Origin of the sequence: Serratia rubidaea, assembly GCF_016026735.1 — a bacterium.
GTDB classification, from domain to species: Bacteria; Pseudomonadota; Gammaproteobacteria; order Enterobacterales; family Enterobacteriaceae; genus Serratia_B; species Serratia_B rubidaea.
The window spans coordinates 4,445,245-4,467,781 of the sequence record NZ_CP065640.1; the positions used below are offsets into that span (position 1 = coordinate 4,445,245).

Annotated in this window: 19 protein-coding genes; 7 read left to right on the forward strand and 12 right to left on the reverse strand. The window is 55.6% G+C overall.

Annotation, left to right across the window (positions count from 1 at the left end; all coding sequences use genetic code 11):
- Positions 1-90: 90 nt before the first annotated feature.
- Positions 91-4,062, forward strand: coding sequence for a trifunctional transcriptional regulator/proline dehydrogenase/L-glutamate gamma-semialdehyde dehydrogenase (putA, locus tag I6G83_RS20925; RefSeq protein ID WP_054307455.1), 3,972 nt, complete (start codon positions 91-93; stop codon positions 4,060-4,062).
- A 382-nt stretch (positions 4,063-4,444) separates the two neighbouring features.
- On the opposite strand, the gene I6G83_RS20930 is transcribed toward putA, so the two are convergent.
- The 9 genes from I6G83_RS20930 to I6G83_RS20970 form a co-directional block, all read right to left on the reverse strand.
- The gene (locus I6G83_RS20930; RefSeq protein WP_054307454.1) at positions 4,445-5,200 is read right to left on the reverse strand and encodes a sulfite exporter TauE/SafE family protein; all 756 of its coding nucleotides are present in this window, start codon (positions 5,198-5,200) and stop codon (positions 4,445-4,447) included.
- Between the two features lie 18 nt (positions 5,201-5,218).
- Complete coding sequence (zapE, locus tag I6G83_RS20935; protein WP_054306765.1) at positions 5,219-6,265, reverse strand: cell division protein ZapE; 1,047 nt, start codon at positions 6,263-6,265, stop codon at positions 5,219-5,221.
- Positions 6,266-6,417: 152 nt separating this feature from the next.
- Positions 6,418-7,170 (reverse strand): L-cystine ABC transporter ATP-binding protein TcyN, encoded by a 753-nt coding sequence (gene tcyN / locus I6G83_RS20940; RefSeq protein ID WP_015672792.1) that lies wholly within the window; start codon positions 7,168-7,170, stop codon positions 6,418-6,420.
- A gap of 4 nt (positions 7,171-7,174) precedes the next feature.
- Positions 7,175-7,837: a cystine ABC transporter permease gene (gene tcyL, locus I6G83_RS20945; RefSeq protein ID WP_054306766.1), complete on the reverse strand. Its 663-nt coding sequence runs from the start codon at positions 7,835-7,837 to the stop codon at positions 7,175-7,177.
- The gene (gene tcyJ / locus I6G83_RS20950; protein ID WP_054306767.1) at positions 7,837-8,637 is read right to left on the reverse strand and encodes a cystine ABC transporter substrate-binding protein; all 801 of its coding nucleotides are present in this window, start codon (positions 8,635-8,637) and stop codon (positions 7,837-7,839) included. The genes tcyL and tcyJ overlap by 1 nt, the downstream gene beginning before the upstream one ends.
- 119 nt (positions 8,638-8,756) lie before the next feature.
- Positions 8,757-9,743 carry a D-cysteine desulfhydrase gene (locus I6G83_RS20955; protein WP_062778889.1) on the reverse strand — a complete coding sequence of 329 codons (987 nt, stop codon included), beginning with the start codon at positions 9,741-9,743 and terminating at the stop codon, positions 8,757-8,759.
- A 122-nt stretch (positions 9,744-9,865) separates the two neighbouring features.
- Positions 9,866-10,372: a flagella biosynthesis regulatory protein FliZ gene (gene fliZ / locus I6G83_RS20960; protein ID WP_054306769.1), complete on the reverse strand. Its 507-nt coding sequence runs from the start codon at positions 10,370-10,372 to the stop codon at positions 9,866-9,868.
- A 24-nt stretch (positions 10,373-10,396) separates the two neighbouring features.
- Positions 10,397-11,116 carry an RNA polymerase sigma factor FliA gene (locus I6G83_RS20965; RefSeq protein ID WP_054306770.1) on the reverse strand — a complete coding sequence of 240 codons (720 nt, stop codon included), beginning with the start codon at positions 11,114-11,116 and terminating at the stop codon, positions 10,397-10,399.
- Positions 11,117-11,302: 186 nt separating this feature from the next.
- Positions 11,303-12,358, reverse strand: coding sequence for a flagellin FliC (locus I6G83_RS20970; protein ID WP_054306771.1), 1,056 nt, complete (start codon positions 12,356-12,358; stop codon positions 11,303-11,305).
- Between the two features lie 286 nt (positions 12,359-12,644).
- Here I6G83_RS20970 and fliD point away from each other — a divergent pair, with 286 nt between their 5' ends.
- From fliD to I6G83_RS20990, 4 genes are all read left to right on the forward strand, one after another.
- A complete protein-coding gene (gene fliD, locus I6G83_RS20975; RefSeq protein ID WP_054306772.1) occupies positions 12,645-14,042 on the forward strand; it encodes a flagellar filament capping protein FliD in 1,398 nt (465 codons plus the stop codon).
- Between the two features lie 27 nt (positions 14,043-14,069).
- The gene (gene fliS / locus I6G83_RS20980; RefSeq protein ID WP_054306773.1) at positions 14,070-14,480 is read left to right on the forward strand and encodes a flagellar export chaperone FliS; all 411 of its coding nucleotides are present in this window, start codon (positions 14,070-14,072) and stop codon (positions 14,478-14,480) included.
- Positions 14,480-14,848 carry a flagella biosynthesis regulatory protein FliT gene (fliT, locus tag I6G83_RS20985; protein ID WP_054306774.1) on the forward strand — a complete coding sequence of 123 codons (369 nt, stop codon included), beginning with the start codon at positions 14,480-14,482 and terminating at the stop codon, positions 14,846-14,848. Before fliS ends, fliT begins: the two co-directional genes overlap by 1 nt.
- Positions 14,849-15,149: 301 nt before the next feature.
- The gene (locus I6G83_RS20990; protein ID WP_054306775.1) at positions 15,150-15,974 is read left to right on the forward strand and encodes a helix-turn-helix transcriptional regulator; all 825 of its coding nucleotides are present in this window, start codon (positions 15,150-15,152) and stop codon (positions 15,972-15,974) included.
- Positions 15,975-16,018: 44 nt separating this feature from the next.
- On the opposite strand, the gene lpxO is transcribed toward I6G83_RS20990, so the two are convergent.
- The gene (lpxO, locus tag I6G83_RS20995) at positions 16,019-16,927 is read right to left on the reverse strand and encodes a lipid A hydroxylase LpxO (RefSeq protein ID WP_054306776.1); all 909 of its coding nucleotides are present in this window, start codon (positions 16,925-16,927) and stop codon (positions 16,019-16,021) included.
- 739 nt (positions 16,928-17,666) lie between these two features.
- Here lpxO and I6G83_RS21000 point away from each other — a divergent pair.
- Positions 17,667-19,208 (forward strand): phosphoethanolamine transferase, encoded by a 1,542-nt coding sequence (locus I6G83_RS21000; RefSeq protein WP_054306777.1) that lies wholly within the window; start codon positions 17,667-17,669, stop codon positions 19,206-19,208.
- Positions 19,209-19,365: 157 nt separating this feature from the next.
- Here the strand turns inward: I6G83_RS21000 and I6G83_RS21005 are convergent, their stop codons facing one another.
- Positions 19,366-19,815, reverse strand: coding sequence for a PaaI family thioesterase (locus I6G83_RS21005; RefSeq protein ID WP_054306778.1), 450 nt, complete (start codon positions 19,813-19,815; stop codon positions 19,366-19,368).
- 815 nt (positions 19,816-20,630) lie between these two features.
- Here I6G83_RS21005 and I6G83_RS21010 point away from each other — a divergent pair.
- Positions 20,631-21,770 (forward strand): acyltransferase family protein, encoded by a 1,140-nt coding sequence (locus I6G83_RS21010; RefSeq protein ID WP_152972207.1) that lies wholly within the window; start codon positions 20,631-20,633, stop codon positions 21,768-21,770.
- 373 nt (positions 21,771-22,143) lie between these two features.
- On the opposite strand, the gene fliE is transcribed toward I6G83_RS21010, so the two are convergent.
- Positions 22,144-22,458 (reverse strand): flagellar hook-basal body complex protein FliE, encoded by a 315-nt coding sequence (gene fliE / locus I6G83_RS21015; protein WP_054306780.1) that lies wholly within the window; start codon positions 22,456-22,458, stop codon positions 22,144-22,146.
- Positions 22,459-22,537: the final 79 nt, after the last annotated feature.

A 22,537-nucleotide genomic window follows, 5' to 3' on the forward strand; every position in this document is an offset into this window, starting at 1 on the left:
ATTTCACGAGCCTATCCCCGCAGGCTAAAAGCGGCCCGGAATTTGTATAGCCTGCCGGGATAGGTTCTAAACTCACAGGAGCTGGATGGTATGGGCACGACCACTATGGGCGTCAAGCTTGATGAAGCAACGCGCGATCGCATTAAAACCGCTGCACAACGCATCGATCGCACGCCGCACTGGTTAATCAAACAAGCCATTTTTAATTATCTCGAACGCCTTGAGAGCGGTTCCGATATCCCTGAAATTCCTGCAGTTAATGCCGCCGGCAGCGCCGAAGCGGACGACATTATGCCGCAACCGCAGGAAGAGTCCCACCAGCCGTTCCTGGAATTTGCCGAACACATTCTGCCGCAGTCGGTCACGCGCGCCGCTATTACCGCCGCCTACCGCCGTCCGGAGCAGGAAGCGGTGCCGATGTTGCTCGAACAGGCGCGCTTACCGGCCGATCTTGCACAGGCTACGCACAAGATGGCCTACGGCATCGCCGAGAAGCTGCGGAACCAAAAGAGTGCACACGGACGCGCCGGCATGGTGCAAGGCCTGCTGCAGGAGTTCTCACTCTCCTCACAGGAAGGCGTGGCGCTGATGTGTCTGGCGGAGGCGCTGCTGCGCATTCCGGACAAACCAACCCGCGACGCGCTGATCCGCGACAAAATCAGCACCGGCAACTGGCACTCCCACCTGGGACGCAGCCCGTCGCTGTTCGTGAACGCCGCCACCTGGGGCCTGCTGTTCACCGGTAAACTGGTGTCCACCCATAACGAGGCCAACCTGTCGCGCTCGCTGAACCGCATTATCGGCAAGAGCGGCGAGCCGCTGATCCGTAAAGGCGTCGATATGGCGATGCGCCTGATGGGCGAGCAGTTCGTCACCGGCGAAACCATCGCCGAGGCGCTGGCCAACGCGCGCAAGCTGGAAGACAAGGGCTTCCGCTACTCGTACGACATGCTGGGCGAGGCCGCGCTGACCGAGGAGGACGCGCAGGCCTATATGGTTTCCTACCAGCAGGCCATCCACGCCATCGGCAAGGCCTCCAACGGCCGCGGCATTTATGAAGGCCCGGGGATCTCCATCAAGCTGTCCGCCCTGCACCCGCGCTACAGCCGCGCGCAGTACGACCGGGTGATGGAGGAGCTGTATCCGCTGCTGCTGTCGCTGACCCTGCTGGCGCGTCAGTACGATATCGGCATCAATATCGACGCCGAAGAGGCCGATCGCCTGGAGATCTCGCTCGACCTGCTGGAAAAACTCTGCTTCGAACCGCAGTTGGCCGGCTGGAACGGCATCGGCTTCGTGATTCAGGCCTATCAGAAACGCTGCCCGGCCGCCATTGACGCGGTGATCGACATCGCGCAGCGCAGCCGTCGCCGCCTGATGATCCGTCTGGTGAAAGGCGCCTACTGGGACAGCGAAATCAAACGCGCCCAGATGGACGGCCTGGAAGGCTACCCGGTCTATACCCGCAAGGTCTACACCGACGTCTCTTACCTGGCCTGCGCGCGCAAGCTGCTGTCGGTGCCGAATCTGATTTACCCGCAGTTCGCCACCCATAACGCCCACACGCTGAGCGCGATTTATCATATGGCGGGCAACAACTACTATCCGGGGCAGTATGAGTTCCAGTGCCTGCACGGAATGGGCGAGCCGCTGTACGAGCAGGTGGTGGGTAAAATCGCCGACGGCAAGCTGAACCGCCCGTGCCGCATCTACGCGCCGGTCGGCACCCACGAAACGCTGCTGGCCTATCTGGTGCGTCGCCTGCTGGAAAACGGCGCCAACACCTCGTTTGTCAACCGCATTGCCGACACCACGCTGTCTCTCGACGAGCTGGTGGCCGATCCGGTGCTGGCGGTCGAGGCGCTGGCCGCCAGCGAAGGCCAGATTGGCCTGCCGCATCCTAAAATTCCGTTGCCGCACGACCTGTACGGCGAAAAACGCGTTAACTCCAGCGGCCTGGATCTGTCGAACGAGCATCGCCTGGCCTCGCTGTCCAGCGCCCTGCTCACCAGCGCCGCGCAAGAGTGGCGCGCCGATCCGATTATCGACGCAGAGAGCGACCAGGGCGTGGAGCAGCCGGTGATTAACCCGGCCGAGCCGAGCGATGTGGTCGGCTACGTCCGTGAAGCGACCGAAGGTGAAGTCAGCCGCGCGCTGGACGCCGCCGCCGCCGCCGGCCCGATCTGGTTCGCTACCCCGCCGGCAGAGCGCGCCGCGGTGCTGGAGCGCGCCGCCGAGCTGATGGACGGCCAGCTGCAGAGCCTGATCGGCATTCTGGTGCGCGAAGCGGGCAAAACCTTTAACAACGCCATCGCCGAAGTGCGTGAAGCGGTCGACTTCCTGTATTACTACGCCGGTCAGGTACGCGATGACTTCGCCAACGACAGCCACCGTCCGCTGGGGCCGGTAGTGTGCATCAGCCCGTGGAACTTCCCGCTGGCCATCTTCACCGGGCAGATCGCCGCGGCGCTGGCCGCCGGCAACAGCGTGCTGGCCAAGCCGGCGGAGCAAACGCCGCTGGTGGCCGCACAGGCGGTGCGCATTCTGCTGGAGGCCGGCATTCCGCACGGTGTGCTGCAGCTGCTGCCGGGCCTCGGGGAAACCGTCGGCGCGCAGCTGGTTAATGACGAGCGCGTGCGCGGCGTGATGTTCACCGGCTCCACCGCCGTGGCCGGCATTCTGCAACGCAGCATCGCCGGACGTCTGGATCCGCAGGGGCGTCCGACGCCGCTGATCGCCGAAACCGGCGGCCTGAACGCGATGATCGTCGACTCCTCCGCCCTGACCGAGCAGGTGGTCACCGACGTGGTGGCCTCCGCGTTCGACAGCGCCGGCCAGCGCTGCTCCGCACTGCGCGTGCTGTGCATTCAGGAAGACGTGGCGGAACACACGCTGCAAATGCTGCGCGGCGCCATGGCGGAATGCCGCATGGGCAACCCGGAACGTCTGTCCACCGACATCGGCCCGGTGATCGACGCCGAAGCCAAAACCGGCATCGACCGCCATATTCAGACCATGCGCTCCAAAGGCCGCAAGGTGTATCAGGCGGCGCAGCGCAACGCGCAGGATGAGAAAGAGTGGCCGCGCGGCACCTTCGTCAAGCCGACGCTGATTGAGCTGGAGAGCTTCGACGAACTGCAGAAAGAGATCTTCGGCCCGGTGCTGCACGTGGTGCGCTACCGTCGCGCCAACCTGGAAGCGCTGGTCGATCAGATCAACGCCGCCGGTTACGGCCTGACGCTGGGCATCCACACCCGTATCGATGAAACCATCGCGCGGGTGACCGAACGCGCCAAGGTGGGCAACCTGTACGTCAACCGCAATATGGTCGGCGCGGTGGTCGGCGTCCAGCCGTTCGGCGGCGAAGGCCTGTCCGGCACCGGCCCGAAAGCCGGCGGCCCGCTGTACCTCTACCGCCTGCTGGCCAACCGCCCGGAAGACGCGGTGCAGCGCACGCTGGATCGTCAGGACGCCGAGCGTCCGATGGAGGCCAGCGCGCGTCCGGCCCTGCTGGCGCCGCATCAGGCGCTGGAGAAGTGGGCGGTGGCAGAAAACCTGCGCGATCTGGCGCAGCTGGCGCAGCGCTATGCCGAGCTCGGCCAGGGCGGCACCGTACGTCCGCTGCCTGGCCCGACCGGCGAACGCAACACCTACGCCCTGCTGCCGCGCGAGCGCGTACTGTGCCTGGCGGATAACGACGCCGACGCGCTGACGCAGCTCGCCGCCGTGCTGGCGGTCGGCAGCCAGGTGCTGTGGCCGGAAGCCGAGCTGCAGCGCACGCTGTACCGCCGTCTGCCGAATGAGGTGCAGGCGCGCATCGCATTCACCAAAGACTGGCAGAGCGATAAGGTGGAGTTCGACGCCGCCATGCATCACGGCGACGCCGATCAGCTGCGGAACCTGTGCGAGCAGATCGCTCAGCGCAGCGGCGCCATCGTCTCCGTGCAGGGCTTCACCCACGGCGAAACCAATATCCTGCTGGAGCGCCTGCTGGTTGAACGCTCGCTGAGCGTCAACACCGCCGCCGCCGGCGGTAACGCCAGCCTGATGACCATCGGCTGATCGGCCGGCTCGTAGTAACACAAACCCCGCCTTTGGCGGGGTTTGTCTTGATGGTAGTATCGTTTGACGCCCCGGAATAGCCAAACCTCAGGTAACGCGTTATGACGCCCTCTTACTTCAAGCTCAGGCGTTAGGATCGACGCCCGCGAGTTTGGCAATCACCAACATGACGCCGCCAACCGCAATCATGTTCATCCAGATAAAATGCATCCAATAATATATCGTGATCCATCCCGCCAATTCGCGAGGCAGGGACTGCATAAAGGCATAGGCTTCTGCGGGTGCAAAGGTATCTTTCCCGATTCCTGGTCAGGGTTTCAACAACGACAGCGGTCTATCTGATCGACGTAACTCACAGATATTGCTAGGAATAAACTTAAATTCACAGCGCGGCGGACAGATAGCGGATAATCAGCATACTGCCCGAGGCCAGCAGGATCATATTAATCAGTTTCAGGAACTGTTCACGTGACATCTTGAGCGTGAAATAGCGGCCAAGCGTGATACCCAGCAGCATCCCCGGTGCCAGCGCCAACGCCAACAGCAGCAGATCGGCGTCAAAATAGACCCCGGCCAGCGCAAAAATCACCACCCGGGTCAGCGTGCTCAGGCCGATCAGCGTGGTTTGCGTAATGCGCATCGCCTCTTTGCGCTCAATGCGTCCGCTAAGGTAAATCGCGTAAATAAAACCGCCGCTGCCGAACAGCGCACTGAACACGCCGCCGACCAGGCCAAACGGTACGGCGGCTTTGGCGGAAAAGCGGCGATCCGGTTTCAGGCCGCTGAGGGCGTAGACGGCATACAGCACCACGAAGATCCCCAGCGCCAACAGCAGGATATCGGGTCGGGTTCTCAGCAGGATCAGCGCGCCAATCAGGCTGCCGGCGATCATCAGCGGGATCAGCCGCCTTAATTCCGGCCGGTTTGCGTTGCGCCCGTCGCGGCTCACATTGACCAGCGCCGCGCACATATCCAACAGCGCCAGCAACGGCACGATTTTCGCCACCGGGATATACAGCGCCATCACCGGGCTGGCGATCAGCGCGGTGCCGAACCCGGCAATGCCGAAGATCACATAGGCCGCCAGCAGCGCGCCGGCCAGCACCAGATAATGGGAAAGCTGCAGTGCGTCTTGCATGTCGGTATCAGCCTGATGTTATGGCCGGCCGGCCGGCACGGCGTGTTTCAGCTGTCTCAGCCGGCTGCGGGTGCGCTGGATATCTTCCTGCGCCACGCCGTCAGTCATCGCGTCCAGCGGGTAGTCGCTGATGATATACAGCCGGCAACTCTGATCGTAGAGCACGTCAATCACGTTGATAAAACGCTGCTGCGCCGCCGCAGACTGGGTCGCCAGCGCCGGAACGTCTTCGATAATCCAGCAGCGGCAGCGTTCACACAGCGCCAGATAATCCATCACCGCCGTCGGCGCCACGCACAGCGCCGCAAAAGAAAAGTGCAGAACGTCGCCGGCGGGAGAAAGCACCGCCAGCCTGCGGTAGCCAACCTCGAGGGCGTGCTCACCGTCAGGCTGCGGCAGCCCGCACGCCCGGCGCTGCTCTGCGCTGCCGGGGCTAAGATAGACGCCCTCGCAAAACGGCGTGCTGTCATTCGCCCCCAGCAGGCGGTAATCCTGCCCGCCGGTCAGCGCGAAGATCTCCATATGCTGTTTGATTAACGCTATCGAAGGCACAAAGCGCTGGTGGTAGAGGGGGTTGGCCAGCAGTTCATCCGGCGGATAGTTGGAGGTTGTCACCAACACAATCTGCCGCTGAAAAATAAACTCCAGCAGGGGTTTGATCAGCATCGCGTCGCCAATATCGTGCAGATGGAACTCATCAAAACACAATAACCGGCAGTCGCCCAGTTGCGCGCTCAACACCTCGGTTATTGACCGCCCGCGGTTATCCTGTGCGGCCATGCGTTGGTGTAGTTCACGGAAAAAATAATGGAAGTGTACGCGGCGTTTGCTGCGGATTGGCGCCGCATCATAAAACGCGTCGAGGATAAACGTCTTGCCCCGCCCGACCTTACCCCACAGATAAACGCCGCCGGCATGATGCGGCGGGCGGGGCGCCTGCGCAGCGATCAGGCTGCCCAGCCGAGCCACGACGCGACACTGATCGTCATCCAGCACAAAGCCATGCGCGCTGGATTTTTCCTGCATCAGCGCCACAAAATCAAACTGCGTTCCGCTGCCGCTCATGAGATCCTTCCCTAGCTAAAAGACGAGATGGCACCAGCCAACGACCAAGTATAGAACCTGATACAGATTCTCTGCCCAAAAACGACGATAGTGTGATGCAGAGCACGGACGGGCTGAACAAGCCGGACGCGGCATACCGCGCCCGGCAGCGTTTACTGGTTAATAAACTTATCGAGGAACTGACGGGTGCGCTGGTGCTGAGGGTCGGCAAACAGCGCCTTCGCCGGCCCCTGTTCGACAATGCGGCCGTTGTCCATAAAGATGGCGCGGTCGGCGACGTCGCGGGCAAAGCTCATCTCGTGGGTGACGATCACCATGGTGCGCTTCTCTTCCGCCAGCGCGCGAATGGTGTTGAGCACCTCGCCCACCAGCTCCGGGTCCAGCGCCGAGGTGGGTTCGTCAAACAGGATTACTTCCGGCTGCATCGCCAACGCGCGGGCGATCGCCACCCGCTGCTGCTGACCGCCGGACAGGCGCTTCGGATAGGCCTGCTCTTTGCCGCTCAGCCCGACCTTCGCCAGCAGCTCGCGAGCGCGCTGCTCAGCCTTGGCGCGCTCTTCGCCCTTCACGATCACCGGCCCTTCAATGATGTTCTCCAGCACCGAACGGTGCGGGAACAGGTTGAAGTTCTGAAACACAAACCCCACCTGCTGGCGCAGTTCGCGCACCTGGCTTTTCTGTTTACCGAGCGAACGCGCGCTGTCGATCTCGATATCCCCCACGCGGATAGTGCCGGAATCCGGCACTTCCAGCAGGTTGATGCAGCGCAGCAGCGTGGTCTTCCCCGAGCCGCTCGGCCCGATAATAGCCACCACTTCGCCGGAATTCACCTCGAGATCGATACCGTGCAGCACCGTATGGCCATTGAACTTTTTCACTACGTCCTTTACTTCGATGGCGCTCATGGGCTTATTCCTTATCCTGACGGTTAACGTGCGATTCCAGACGGTTCTGCAGCGCAGACAGCAGCGTCGCCATCAGCCAGTAGATCAGCGATGCCGCCAGATACATGGTGAACACCTCCAGCGTGCGCGAGGTGATCAGCTGCGCCTGACGGAACAGTTCCGGCACCTGAATCGTCGCCGCCAGCGAGGTGTCTTTCACCAGCCCGATAAAGCTGTTGCCCAGTGGCGGCAGCGCGGTGCGCGCCGCCTGCGGCAGGATCACCCGGCGCAGGGTCTGCCACGGCGACATGCCGATGCTGGCCGCCGCTTCCCACTGACCTTTATCAATGGAAGAAATAGCGGCACGCAGGGTTTCCGAGGTGTAGGCCGCCGTATTGAGCGACAGGCCGATCAGCGCCGCCGGGAACGGGTCAAACTCAATGCCGAACTGCGGCAGGCCGTAATAAATCATAAACAGCTGGGCAATCAGCGGCGTGCCGCGGAACAGTGACACGTAAATACGCGACAACCACGACAGCGGCCAGAAATGCGAAAGGCGCATCAGCGCCAGCAGAAAGCCCAGAATCAGCCCCAGCGCCATCCCGCCCAGGCTCAGCTGCAGCGTGAGTATGGCGCCCTTCAATAAAAACGGCGCTGAATCCAGCGCCAGTTGAATACTTTCTTGCATTATTTCGTTACGTCCGCACCAAACCATTTGTCAGAGATTTTCGCCAGCGTGCCGTCTTTCTGCATCTCGGCGATCGCCTGGTTAATGGCGTTCAGCAACTCCGGATTATTTTTACGCACCGCAACGCCGGACTCCTGACGGGAGAACGCCGGGCCGGCGACCGCCAGCGTATTGCCGGTTTTCTTCACCAGATCCAGCGCCGCCAGGCGGTCCACCAGAATCACGTTGATGCGGCCAACGCGCAGATCCTGATATTTGGTCGGGTCGTCGTCATAGGTGCGCACGTCAACGCCCTGCACATTTTCGCGCAGCCACTGTTCATAGTTGGTGCCGAGGCCTACGCCGACCTTTTTACCCTTCAGGTCTTCCGGTTTGGCGATCTGCCCCTCATTGCCCTTCTTCACCAGCGCCTGAATGCCGGAGACGGTGTACGGCGTGGAGAAGTCATATTTTTTCTTCCGCTCGTCGGAAATGGTGACCTGATTGATCACCACGTCGATGCGTTTGGAATCCAGCGACGCCAGCATGCCGTCCCATTTGGTCGGGCTCAGCTTGGCCTTGACGCCCAGATGCTGCGCCAGCGCGTTGGCGAAGTCCACTTCGAAGCCGGTCAGCTTACCGTCTTCCCCCTGGAAACTGAACGGCGGATAGGTGCCTTCCAGCCCCACTTTCAGCGTGCCGTTATGTTTGACCTGCTCCAGCAGATTGTCTGCCGCGAAGGTGTTTGCCGTCAGGCCGGCGGTCAGCGCCACCGCCATCATCCCCAGTGCCAGTTGGCGTCGAACTTTGGAAAAGAGCATAGATACCCCGTATAAAATGTTATCTTTTTTGATTTCAGGACTTTAACAGCCTGCATCGCGGTATAAAGGAATATTACCTAATAAATATAGTCCAGAATGGAATATAACTACCTGCCGGCCTATACCTGCGGGTGATAGGCGAACAGCGCCGGCGCGCCGCCGGTGTGCACAAACAAGATTGGGCCGTCATCGCGGAAACGCCCCTGAGCAATGCCGTCGATCAGCCCGGCCATCGCCTTACCGGTATACACCGGGTCAAGCAAAATGCCTTCCTGCTGCGCCAGCAGCTGCACCGCCGCCATGCCCTCGTCGTTCGGCATGCCGTACTGCGGTGCAAAATAGTCATCCCACAGCGTAATCGGCGCCTGCGCCTCCAGACCCAGCGCAAGGGCCAGTTCCTGCCGGATCTGTTCGACCTTCGGCAGTTGCTCCTCAGCGCGGCGTGAAACGGTGACGCCAATCAGTTCGCTGTCCGGCAGCAGCTGCTGCAGCCCGAGCGCCAAACCGGCATGGGTACCGGCGCTGCCGGAGGCCACCACCACGGAACTGAAGGCAACGTCCTTGCCCTGATGCGCGATTTCCAGCGCGCACTGCACGTAGCCCAGCGCGCCGAGTGCGTTAGAGCCGCCCACCGGCACCACATAAGGCCGGAAGCCCTGCGCTTCCAGACGCGTCGCCAGCTCCTCCAGCTGCTGCTGCGGCGCGTGCAGCGCATCGCACATCACCACTTCCGTATTGAACAGATCCAGCAGCAGGCGGTTGCCGTTGCTCAGGTAGTTTTCCGCCTGCGTATTGATGGGGTTTTCCAGCAGCGCCACGCAGTGCAGGCCAAGTTTGGCGGCGACGGCGGCGGTCTGGCGGACGTGGTTGGACTGGATGGCGCCGGCGGTCACCAGCGTATCGGCCCCCTGCTCCAGCGCATCGGCGGCCAAAAACTCCAGTTTTCTCAGTTTGTTGCCACCCATAGCCATCGGCGTGACGTCGTCACGTTTGATGTATATTTCACGGCCAAGGTAGTCAGAAAGGCGGGACAGTTTCTCCAGCGGCGTGGCGGAGCCAACCAAATCGAGGCGCGGGAATTGCGCCAGTTGCTGTTGCAGATTCACAGCTTACTCCCAGTAAAGCGGTATTAACGTCTGACAGCTAGGTGTAACAGAAGTGACGTCAATAATCACTCATTATTCATCATGGGAGTGCCGGCGACCGCCCGCAGACGGCCGCCACGGGCCTAGTAGCTCTTCTGCCAGGCGAGATACTGGTCGTATTTACGCAGCGCGATGCGATAGTTGTTATGTCCGGCGCTGGGCAGGTCGTCAATCAGGTGGTGGCTGCCGCCGTTGCTGAATTTATCCGCCGGATAGTTGCGTGCGGTCAGCATTTCATCCAGCCGCCGCAGGCGCACCACGTATTCACGCACGGTGCTGTGGCTCATTTCGGTCTGTTCGAACAGGTACTGCTTGAACGCCATAATGTCGAAATAGCTGGGGTGGCTGTTGCAGGAAATTTCACTGCAGAAACGGCACAGCGCGGTCAGCTCCTGCTGCACGTTTTGCCATACCTGATCATCGATCGGCTGATCCATACGGGCGATGGCCTCTTTATTGATGATCTTGCCGCGAAACACCAGCGCCATGCGGTCCAGCAGTTTACCGCACTGACCGCAGTGGGTCTGGGTGTGTTTGTAATCTTTCATATAGCGGCTTAGCGGCCGCTTTTTCAGTACTGTTCCAGACATAATGATAGCTCCTGTTATCGCCGATCAATCATTTGCCAAACGGGCGCGCAGACGTTTAATCGCCTGGCTGTGTAATTGACTGACGCGCGATTCGCCGACGTCCAGCACCGCGCCAATCTCCTTCAGGTTCAACTCCTCCTGGTAATAGAGCGTCAGCACCATCTTCTCGCGCTCCGGCAGGGCTTCGATGGCGTTAATCACCCGCTGACGCAGGTTGCCCTCCAGCAGCTGCTGCAGCGGATTGGCCTCTTCATGCCCTTCCAGCATCAGCTCGACGCTTTCCCCCTGCTCTTCGCGCCACTCGTCGTAGGAGAACAGCTGACTGTTATTGGTATCCAGCAGGATCTGACGGTAATCGCTGAGCGAAATGTCCAGCGCCTGCGCCACCTCCAGCTCGGCAGGCGGACGCCCCAACTGCTGCTCCAGCCGCTGCATCGCCTGCGCTACTTCGCGGGCGTGACGCCGCACGCTGCGCGGCACCCAGTCGCGGCTGCGCAGCTCATCGAGCATTGCGCCGCGGATGCGCTGCACCGCATAGGTGGTAAAGGCGGTCCCCTGCAGCGCGTCGTAACGTTCGACGGCGTTCAGCAGCCCGATGCCGCCGGCCTGCAGCAGATCGTCAAGCTCGACGCTGGCGGGCAGCCGGACCTGCAGGCGCAGCGCCTCGTGGCGCACCAGCGGAACGTAGCGCAGCCAGAGGGAGTTTTTGTCCATTACGCCTTCGGCGGTATACAGATCGCTCACTATGTCTAAAACCTGCGGATTAAGGAGTCAGCGTTATTATCCGCAGTGGACGCAATGACAATCGGCGGAACAGCCGCAAAAAACGGGCCTTATTTACCCCATGCGGCTCAACGCCGGCGCACGGGCATAAAAAAACCCCGCCGAGGCAGGCGGGGTGATAAGCGACAGTTAATCGGAGAGCGGGGATTAACGCAGCAGAGACAGCACGTTCTGAGTCGACTGGTTAGCCTGCGCCAGCACGGAGGTGCCAGCCTGCTGCAGGATGTTGGCGCGGCTCATGTTGGACACTTCGGTCGCGTAGTCGGCATCCTGAATACGGGACTGGGAAGCGGACAGGTTGTTAACGGTGCTGTTCAGGTTGTTGATGACAGAATCGAAACGGTTCTGTACCGCACCCAGAGAAGAACGCAGTTTATCAACCTGAGACAGCGCTTTGTCCAGGGTATCCAGCGGCGTTTTCATGGTAACGGCGGTGCTGTCTTCGGTGACTTTACCGTCTTTATCCACGGTCGCTCCCGCGTAGGTTTTCGCGCCGGTGGCCGCATCGGTGGTTTCAACGAACATGGTGTCTTTACCGTCCGCATCTTTACCGGTAATCAGCGTCTTACCTGCCGCCAGACCGCTTGCCGCCGGATCGTAGCTCACGTCTTCGCCGGTAGAGGCCTTGATGGTTGCGCCCTTGGCAACTTCGTTACCCGCGGTCGGGCCTTTAACGGTCACGTCAAAACCTTCCAGACCCAGCTGCTTGGCATCGATTTTTTGCAGATCGATGTTGATGGTTTCGCCGTCGTTAGCGCCAACCTGGATAGTCAGAGACTGATCTTTGCTCAGCACTTTCACGCCGTTGAAGTCAGTTTGCTCAGAGATACGGTTAACTTCAGACAGACGCTGGGTGATCTCGTCCTGGATGGATTTCAGGTCGCTGTCAGAGTTGGAACCGTTCTGCGCCTGTACGGTCAGACGACGGATGTTCTGCAGGTTGTCGTTAACTTCGTTCAGCGCGCCTTCGGTGGTCTGCGCCAGGGAGATGCCGTCGTTAGCGTTGCGGGACGCCTGAGTCAGGCCTTTGATGTTGGCGCTGAAGCGGTTGGAGATCGCCTGGCCGGCCGCATCGTCCTTCGCGCTGTTGATACGCAGACCGGAAGACAGACGCTCAATCGCGGTGCCCAGAGAAGACTGAGATTTGTTCAGGTTGTTCTGCGCCATCAGCGACAGGCTGTTGGTGTTAATTACTTGTGCCATAGTGTGAGTTTCCTTACGAATCAGTATGAATGCATAGCGTCATTCATATTCACAATTAAAGGTTCGGGCTGTTGCCCACGGCGTCAATCACCGTCCACTCAGGTATCGGCGCTGCCCTTGCAACCTTTAGATTTTTTTTATTTTTTTTTCGCCATTGCCCAATGGCGTAAATAACACGCTTTTTCCCTCTTCTATTGCGCCATCGTTTTTTACTTTTCTGCGTAAACTTTTTATCCGCCGGGCCGATAACGCATTAAGTGAATACAACCAACAAGGAGCACGACCCATGGCAGCGATCAGTTCATTAGGCATCAGCACCGGCATGGACATGAATGGATTACTGGACAAACTGAGCCAGGCGGAAAAGCAGCGTCTGACGCCCTACACCACCCAGCAGAGCAGCTATAACGCCAAGCTGACCGCTTACGGCACGCTGAAAGGCGCGCTGGAGAAGTTCGACAACCTGAGTAAAGAGCTGGCCAAGCCGGAATTTTTCACCAACACCACCGCCAGCAAGCACGATCAGTTTAACGTCACCACCAACGCCAAAGCGGTGCCGGGCAACTACACCATCACCGTCGACCAGCTGGCGCAGCCGCAAACGCTGACCACTAAAGCCCATATTGCCAGCCAGACGGAGAAACTGGGCGAAAGCGGCGCCAGCGACCGCTCCCTCACCCTGACCTCCGGCAACCCGCCGAAAGCGGTGACCATTCCGCTCGGCGACGACCAGACGTCGCTGGTGGAAATGCGCGACGCCATCAACGGCGCCAAGGCCGGCGTCAACGCCAGCATCATGCGCGTCGGCGACAATGAGTACAAACTGGCCATCAGCGCCAGCACCCCGGGCGCAGAGAGCAAAATCTCCGTGCAGGTGAATAACGACGACAAACTGGGCGCGGTGCTGAACTACGACAGCACCAGCGGCACGGGCGCGCTGCAGGAAACGGTGAAAGGCCAGGACGCCAAAGTCACCATTAACGGCACGCAGATTCAGCGCAGCACCAACTCTATCTCCGATGCGCTGCAGGGCGTCACGCTGGATCTGAAGACCCTCACCAAGCCCGGCGAGTCGCAGAACCTGGTGATTGACGCCGACAAGAGCGGCTCCGCCGACAAGATCAAAGAGTGGGTCGACAGTTACAACTCCCTGCTGGATACCTTTAACTCGCTGACCAAATACACGCCGGTAAAAAGCGGCGAAAAGCAGTCGACCAGTAACGGCGCGCTGCTGGGGGACAACACCCTGCGCGGCATTCAGTCATCGATTAAGAACGCGCTGAGCACCGCGCAAAATAACCCGGAACTCAAGGGCCTCGGCAACCTGGGCATCAAGACCGATGTCAAAACCGGCAAGCTGGAAATCGACAGTGACAAACTGAAAAAAGCGATTGAAGACAAACCTGACCAGGTGGCGAACTTCTTTGCCGGCAACGGTAAAGACAGCGGTATGGCGACGGAGATTCATAACGAGATCCAGAACTATATCAAGGCCGGCGGCATTATCGAGAGCTCCACCAAGAGCATCAACAGCAGCCTCGACCGGCTGAACACGCAAATCGACCGCGTGTCGGAAAGCATTCAGAACACCATCGACCGCTATAAACAGCAATTCGTCCAGCTGGATACCGTTCTGACCAAACTCAACGGCACCAGCAGCTATTTAACCCAACAGTTCTCTTGAGCAGTCTAAAGACAGGTAAACAACAGCATGTATAACCGTAGCGGAACGCAGGCCTACGCACAGGTTGGTTTGGAAAGCGGCGTCATGAGCGCCAGTCCGCATCAGTTAATCGTAATGCTATTCGACGGGGCGCAAAGCGCCCTGTCCCGCGCACGCATACTGATGGAACAAGGCAATATCACCGGCAAGGGCCAGGCGCTGTCCAAGGCGATAAACATTATCGACAACGGCCTGAAAAGCGGGCTAGACCACCAGCAAGGCGGCGAGATTGCCGCGCAGCTCGATGCGCTGTACGACTATATGAAACGCCGTCTGCTGCAGGCCAACCTGCATAACGACCTGCAGGCGCTCGACGAAGTGGCGAAACTGCTGGAAAATATCGCCGACGCCTGGCGACAAATCGGCCCCAATTATCAACCCGCGCAGGACGTCATGTAATGGAACGTCAACAGCAACTGTTATCCGCATATCAACAAATCACCACCCTCAGCGCGCAAATGCTCGCGCTGGCGCAGAACGGCGACTGGGAGCGTCTGGTGGAACTTGAGCTGAGCTATGTCACCGCGGTAGAAAAAACCGCTGACTTCTCTGACGTGATGGCGTCATCCATGGCGCTGCAGGAGCTATTGCGCCATAAGCTGCAGCAAATACTGGATAATGAAACGCAGCTGCGCGCCTTATTGCAGCAGCGTCTGACAGAATTAAAATCCTTAATCGATCGGTCAACGCGGCAAAGCGCCGTTAACGCCACCTACGGGCAATTTCACGACCGCGCCCTGCTGTTAGGGGAGCCGCAGGGCCAATAAGCGCCTTACCCGGCTTTCGCCGCAGGCCGTACGCCTGATGGGGCTTAACGCCCGACACGCTTTTCGTTTATCCTGTTTTTTTATTCTCGGCGGCGGCGGTTTTCCTGACGGATACCGTTTGGCCCGGCGGGATAGATCGTGGATAAATATCATCCCGACATGGACGTTTTCTGTTCAGCAGGAAATTAATTTTTGGCAGGAAATAAGCAGGACTGCGCGTCATCGCGTATGGAAAAAAGTTGCCCCGATGGTCGGCAACGCGTAAAGATATTCTCAGAGACTGGCTGCGAAGCGAATATCGATGGAACGCACAATTAATCTTTGTCCCGGGATCGGTAGCTCGGCGCATATTATTCAACATACTGAACTGTTACTCCCTTCAGTGTATTTCGAACAACCTCACCTGTACCTGATCCAGGAGGGATGCAAGCGCATCCGTTGGCAACAGCATGAAGTGGTGGCGAACACCGGCGATTTACTGTTGATTGATGGCGGACAAACCGTTGATATTATTAATAGCCTGTCTGGCGATGGCCGCTTCAGCTGCCATCTGATCACCTGCGACCCGCAGCTGTTCGCCGCCGCCCCCAACGAGGCGCCCGCGGCCGGCACGTTTACCGGCGTCCGCGCGCTGCCGAATATTCCCTGCGGGTTTATTCACAGTTTTGAAACCACGCATCTGGCGCTGACGCTGCATCACAGTTTTCCACCGGCGATTACCCGCCATAAGCTGCTGGAGATTTTGCTCTGGCTGGCGCAGTACGGCGTTAAATTCGTCCACGGCGAAGTCAAGGATCTGACGCAGCGCGTACGCCGCTGTCTGGCCACCGATCCGCACAGTATCTGGAGTGCGGCAAAGGTGGCCGCCAGTCTCTCGATGAGTGAAGTGGTGCTGCGGCGCAAGCTGTCGGCGGAAAACACCGCCCTGCGCAACCTGATGATTGACGTGCGCATGAGCAGCGCGCTGGCGCTGCTGCAATCTACCGACTGGCCGATTTCCGCCATTGCTCAACACGTCGGCTATGAAAGCGCCTCGCGCTTTGCCGAACGTTTCCGTAAGCGCTTCGGTTTTGCCCCGACCGCCATCCGCGGGCATCAGCGCGTGATGGAGCCGGCAAGCGGCTAACGATATGCGCCATTTCCCAAGGGAGTGGGCAATGGCGCAATGACTTAACGCAGGCTCGGGATAATAATGGCGGCGAAGATGGCGGCAATTAGCAGCCATTTCAGCAGGTAATAGCCGCGGCGGTTGCGCTTTTTCAACCGCTGGCCCGCATCACGGATCGCATTGACGTATTTGAAAATACGGTTGATAAAGCCGGTGCGGTCCTGCTCGTCATTGGGCGAACTGGCCGCCGACATCAACGTCTTGCCGACCCAGTGGTTCACCGCCTGCGCCCAGCCCCACTTCATCGGCCGTTCGATATCGCAGAACAGGATAATCCGCGTCTGATCCGTGCCGTTTTGCGCCCAGTGCACATAGGTTTCGTCAAAGATCACCGCCTGGCCGTCGCGCCAGCTGTGACGCTGGCGATCCACCTCGATAAAGCAGCGGTCGTCATTCGGCGTGACCAGCCCCAGGTGATAACGCACTGACCCGGCGTAAGGATCCCGGTGTTTGCCCAGATGGCTGCCGGCCGGCAGTTCGGCGAACATCGCCGCCTTTACCGACGGGATCTGGTTAAGCAGCGCGACGGTATTGGGGCATAACGCCAGCGCCGAAGGGTGAGTGTCGCTATACCATTTGAGATAAAAACGCTTCCAGCCGCGCTTGAAAAAGGTGTTGAACCCGGCGTCATTGTGACTTTTCGCCGCCTTGATGTGGTCCTGCAGGCGCAGGGCCTCCTCACGAATCACCTGCCAGTTGTCGGTCAACGGCTGCAGCTCGGGAAAGGTCTGCGGAGCAAAGTAAGGTTGTTTCGCCGGCAGGCGGGAGAAGCCGGTCATAAACATGTTGACCGGCCCCATAAAGGTGGAGTGATCGAAAAGCTGCCTGCCAACTTTTTGTTTTTCTTGCCCGCGGGAGTGGGCGTAAATAAAACTGACAAGGAAAATACCGATGATAATTGCTGCAACCATAGAATCCGTCCTACAGAGTCGTTCTGTCAAAATCGCAGGAATTATAATTTCACGCCAAAAAAAGTTTAATTATTTTGTGCTTTTTGGTTATGTATTTGTTAAGTAAGGGGTTGCACTCCCAGCGGTCTTGCCCGTCACAAACACCTGAAAGCAGAAACGGCCATGCAATGCATGGCCGCGATAAGATCACTGCTTAGCCAAGATATAGGCTAATACAATGAGAATGGCTATTATTACAATACTTATTTTTCGCCATCCAGCTTCACTTTTTATACTCATAACATTCCCTGAGTGAGTCATATAACCAAAACGCAGCCATTTTAATTTAATAACATAGAAAGGGCTAGGCGCTAACACTTATTTATTAGTGAAAAATTGCATATGTCGATCTAAATCACTGTATCGCAGCAACAGTAGCCTATCCCTCCCCCTAATATAAACATTAACATGAATATTCTTATAAGAAACCAATAAATATAATTAATGATTTTCAGCCTGCACGCACACGCTTTTTCTTTGCGTGGTAATACGAGAAAAACGGCACGGTATATACTTCTGCTTGCCGTCTCTCGCCCCGGCATATCCGATACCGTGAACCGGTTACTTTTCACGCCATTCGAGACATTCGACTCAGGAAATAGCCCATAACGCATCGATTGAGTGAATGTAAAGTGATATAATCATTGCGGTTTTTTCGCTCAGACGAATTGAATTTCTTTTCTATCACCACAGCAAAAATATGAAACTATTAAATAACAAAACTCTTCTCCTCCTGTTTATTCTATGGTCCTTATTGGTTAACTTCTCCTTTGGCTATGCGGTTCGTCCCGGCTATGCGGTTGCACTGGCTCTGATTCTCATTGTTATGGCCAAATTTTCACCTGTCGCCGCCAAGATAACCCTGACCATAGTGACCGTCATTGCCGCCGTTTATCTGCCTGTCGCCGTCAAATATGGTCCTCCGTCGCTAAATACCGTAGCAGCCGCACGCTATACCAGCCTGGCAGAAAGCGCTGAATTTTTAGGCATGCTGCCTGCAGGCAGCATTATTCTGTCATTCGTGCTGTTTCTGATAGCGATCCTGTGTATGTTGATTGCAAAACAGGCAAAGCACATCAAAAACCGGCTAGCCACTATTTATATCGCTTTGACGGTAGCCGTTATCTCCTTCAACCCGGCCCACTCATATATCAAACATGGCGATATCAGTCAGGCAGATATCAAATTTTCACCTTATCGTTTTGTTTATGATATCTACCGACCCTACAAGATTATCACCCAGCAGGAAAAAATAAGCGCCTCGCTGCTGGCGATGCCCGACACCTGGCAGCCGACAACCCAGACATCTCCTTATGACACCTTTATTTTAGTGATCGGAGAAAGCGTCCGGCAGGATTACATGAATGCATACGGTTTTAGTTTGAATAACACACCGTTTATGAGCCAGGCCAATGGCATTCTCTTCGATCATTATCATTCGGCCAGTTTTGCTACCGTTCCTTCGCTCGTCGCCTCCTTCTACTTAGCGCAGAATGGCCATGTAGAATACAACAATAGCTTTATTCGCCTGGCAAAAAAGGCCGGATACAAAACCTTCTGGCTATCAAATCAGGGACGTTTCGGTCTCTATGACGGTCCCGTGGCTGACGTCGGCAAACAGGCCGACGTCAGCCATTTTGTCAAAAAAGGCGACTCCAACGATCACAATTACTACCCGGATAGCGCCTTACTTCCCACTATTCAGGATGCGCTATCCGACCGGGCACCAAAGAAACTTATCGTCATTCACCTGATTGGTTCCCATCCGGAATCCTGTGCAAGAACGGACGGACACTTTGATGAGTTTTATATCAGCCAGGATATCTCCTGTTATGTACAGAGCATCAAAAATACCGACACGATGCTCCACGAGATACAAAAGATGGCGGATCGCGGAAAGAAGCGCTGGTCGATGCTCTATTTCGCCGATCATGGCCTGGGGCAATTTAACAAAGGCGAAGATGATGCCTATATGGAACACAGCGATTTGTACAAGCAGTCATTCAATGTGCCGCTTTTCATTACCAGTTATGATGCAAGCGAACAGCGCCATATAGCGGAGGAGCGCAGCGGCCTGGACTTTCTGAACCTGTTTTCCGACTGGCTCGGCATTCATGATGAAAAGATCGCCAGTCAATGTCGGCCATTAGCCGATCGGCCATGCATCAAGCAGGTGAACGTGCTGAATAAAGATTTTTCTTTAATTACTCTGGATAGCCTGGATGACGATGTTCCCTTATAGAGAGAGGCGTCACGTCAGGAGACGCGACGTCCCTCACCGGTTGGCCGCGATAATGCTTTCGCGATAAAGCGTATTTATATGCTGATCTTATAATTTAGCATTATTAATCAATATTGGCGCCGGCTCACCAAGCCGACAGCCGGCGCCTGCAGATTGCCTACCCCTGCCAGGGAATCGGCAGCCTGCCATATTTGCCCAGTTTGAATGTTGCGCTGCCTGTTGCGATCAATTCACCATCGGTATTATGTAAAAAGCCTTCGGTAAATACGATAGAACCTGTCTTGCGCACTATTTTACCAAAGCCTTTGATCTTTCCCGGCTGTGCCGGGCTGATAAAGCTGGTTTTTGATTCAATCGTTACCGCCAGCAGCGGCGTCGGCAGCGTCATATACACCGCCGGCCCCATCGCATCATCCAGCATGGCCGACAGAATGCCGCCCTGGATACAGCCCAGTGGATTGGTCAACAAGTCTTCGGCGTCATATTCTACCTGAACCTTCATCGCATCATCATCATAGTGGACGAACTTCCATCCCAACATCTTTGAGACCTGCGACAGGATAACCTCGCCCCTGGCCACTCGTAAAAAATAGGGATCACTCTGCATCGCAACCACCTCCAGTTATGAAAGAGGACACTAAAAATTCATAAACACTTCTTCACTTTCATACTCAGAATAGTTGAACAAAAAGCAATCACAAATTTCTTTTTTACCACGTGACGTCACCTATACCGGCAAGGTGCCGGTTTAACATGAGTCGATCGACCATGCCCGATGCTTCACCACATAACCATTCCTGGAGAAATAGTACCGATATTTACTGTTTGGCATTGCCTTGCCGACCCCTGATTTACTGCCGCCGTAGCGGTTGCAGCAAAAGCGGAAAATCTGTCAACTGAGGTTACTCGCTCTAGTATGATGTAATCCGGCAAACAACAGAAATTATACAGCTTCTTCCTTCCAGTGAGCCGTACAAACCCCAATCAAATAACACATTGTTTTTATTAAAATATGTTATCATTCCTAGCTTGAACGCCTATTACGCACTCGCATCCGGCACGGGGGGTTCATCACCTTGATTGTAGATAAAACAACCATCATTAATTGACCTAGCACACAAACTTGCCTGAATGATGCGCCACCTGTTTTACGCAGTGGCTATTCATGACATAATATTTCGATTCCTTAACGTAAAATTCAAACGGGGTGATGAAAAGTACGAACATACAGCAAAAAATGGTGCGCTTACAGCAAGTTAGGAAAACCCACCACACTTCATCTTGAAGAGAAAGGATATCTAGAACCTTTCAGTCAAAGTACCAAGCACAGCTTCAACAAGCTATGGAAGACGAAAAAAAATCACCTGATGGTGAATTAGTTATAAAAAATTTGTAATTTTTAAAAAATGGAGTTTACACACAGTGAATAATAAAGATTCAATGCGTATTAACTGCGTGCAGTATTTACGTGGTTTTGCCGCATTGCTTGTGATTTTTTACCATCTACGGTTCGACCTGAACAATATATACTCAATAAAAAATATGGGTGATATTCTTTTTGAAAGCGCTGCATTTGGTGTCGACCTGTTCTTTGTAATCAGTGGTTTTGTTATAATGTACGCCACTGAGAAAAAAGAAAACATGCAAAGTGTGAAATACCTATTCCGCAGAGTATTTAGAATATACCCACTACTTATATCATGCATTGTTTTTTACTTTGTATTTATATCACAGTCTGGCAACTACGAGCTATTTTTCCGTTCACTAATTCCATTAAACAGCAACTACAGTGATGGATCGCCTTTCTTTGGCTACAATATGCTAATGCCGGCATGGACTCTTACTTATGAAATAGCCTTTTATGGTATTTTCTGGGTGGCAATGATGCTGTCACACCGATATCGCGGCATCATATGCGGCGGTTTTATTATTCTATGTGTATTGGGAATCCAATTACACTTTAATAACTCCGTTTCTCTCAGTGGTTACAATAACTTTAACTTTATACCTAACAGCGTATTACACTTTCCTGTAACCTTCTTATCCTCACCTATGTTTATAGATTTCATCTATGGAATATTTATATTTTATGTATTAAAAGTAGATAATGGATTTATCCTTAAAAACAGAGCGCTGGTCACCACTCTATCAACTTTATTAATATTATCATGTTGTTACATGCTTATCTCGAAAAAATTCTTTGGTCATGGACCAACCACCTGGGGAATGATCGCCGCTGCTGTATTGTTTTCATCTCTGTTAATTGAGAAAGCGAAATCACTCTTTAATTGCAAGTCATTATCTTTCCTGGGGGATGTTTCTTACTCGATGTATTTAATGCAGGCTATAGTGCTTGAATTTATAGCAAAACATTCAATACAACTACCTAACGCACTTTCTTCTGGCGCACCTAAGTTTATTACATTAACCATAATTATAATATTAGTCTCTTATGTGACACACTTAATGATAGAAAAACCTTTCATTAATATGGGGAAGAAAGTGATATGTAAAATCGATCCCACCAAAAAATCAATACTTATCCCTAGCCATAAAGCATAACTTATGTACTCGCGTGGTTAAGATTTTTAACCACGCGATATATACTTGAATGATTGCTCACATTAATTACCCATCAAAAAAGTGAAAAATACCTTCATTAAATGGGGCGATCATTTTACATCATGATTATTAATAGTTCACGTGACGATTTTTAATAATGATAATAAAACATCACGCAAGCGCAGAGATATACAGAGCGGGGGCAGGCAGCATGCAATTCAATAACATTAAGATAATGCGAGAACCCCCTCAAAAAAAATGCATAGCACAAGGAAAGATGGCCGTATCAGATCAGAAACCAGCCACCTAGCCTCACTCCCCCATAATAAAAAGGGTAGCCATAAATGCGTTATAAAATAGACGTCTTAACAGGCTACACCTGCATCCCCATAATATCCTGATACGCCGCCACCAGCTTATTACGCACCTGGATACCCAGCTGCAGCGATACCGATGACTTTTGCAGATCGACCATCACATCATTCAGACTGATGCCCGGCACGCCCAGTTCAAAATCCTGCGCCTGCTTGCGCGCCGCCTGCTGGTTATCGCTGATTTTGCCGATCGCCGCCTTCAGCTCCGCGGCAAAGCTGGCGCCCTGCGTTGGCTGAGCAGCGGTTGCACCGCCGGCCTGCAGCGCCGTGGCCTGTAACTGCTGCAGTACGCCCTCAATCCCCTGAATCGCCATTCTGCTCCCCTGTGCTGGTTGTCGGGACACCCGAGACAATTTTGATGACGCACACCCTAGCACAGGCCCCCGTCGCTAA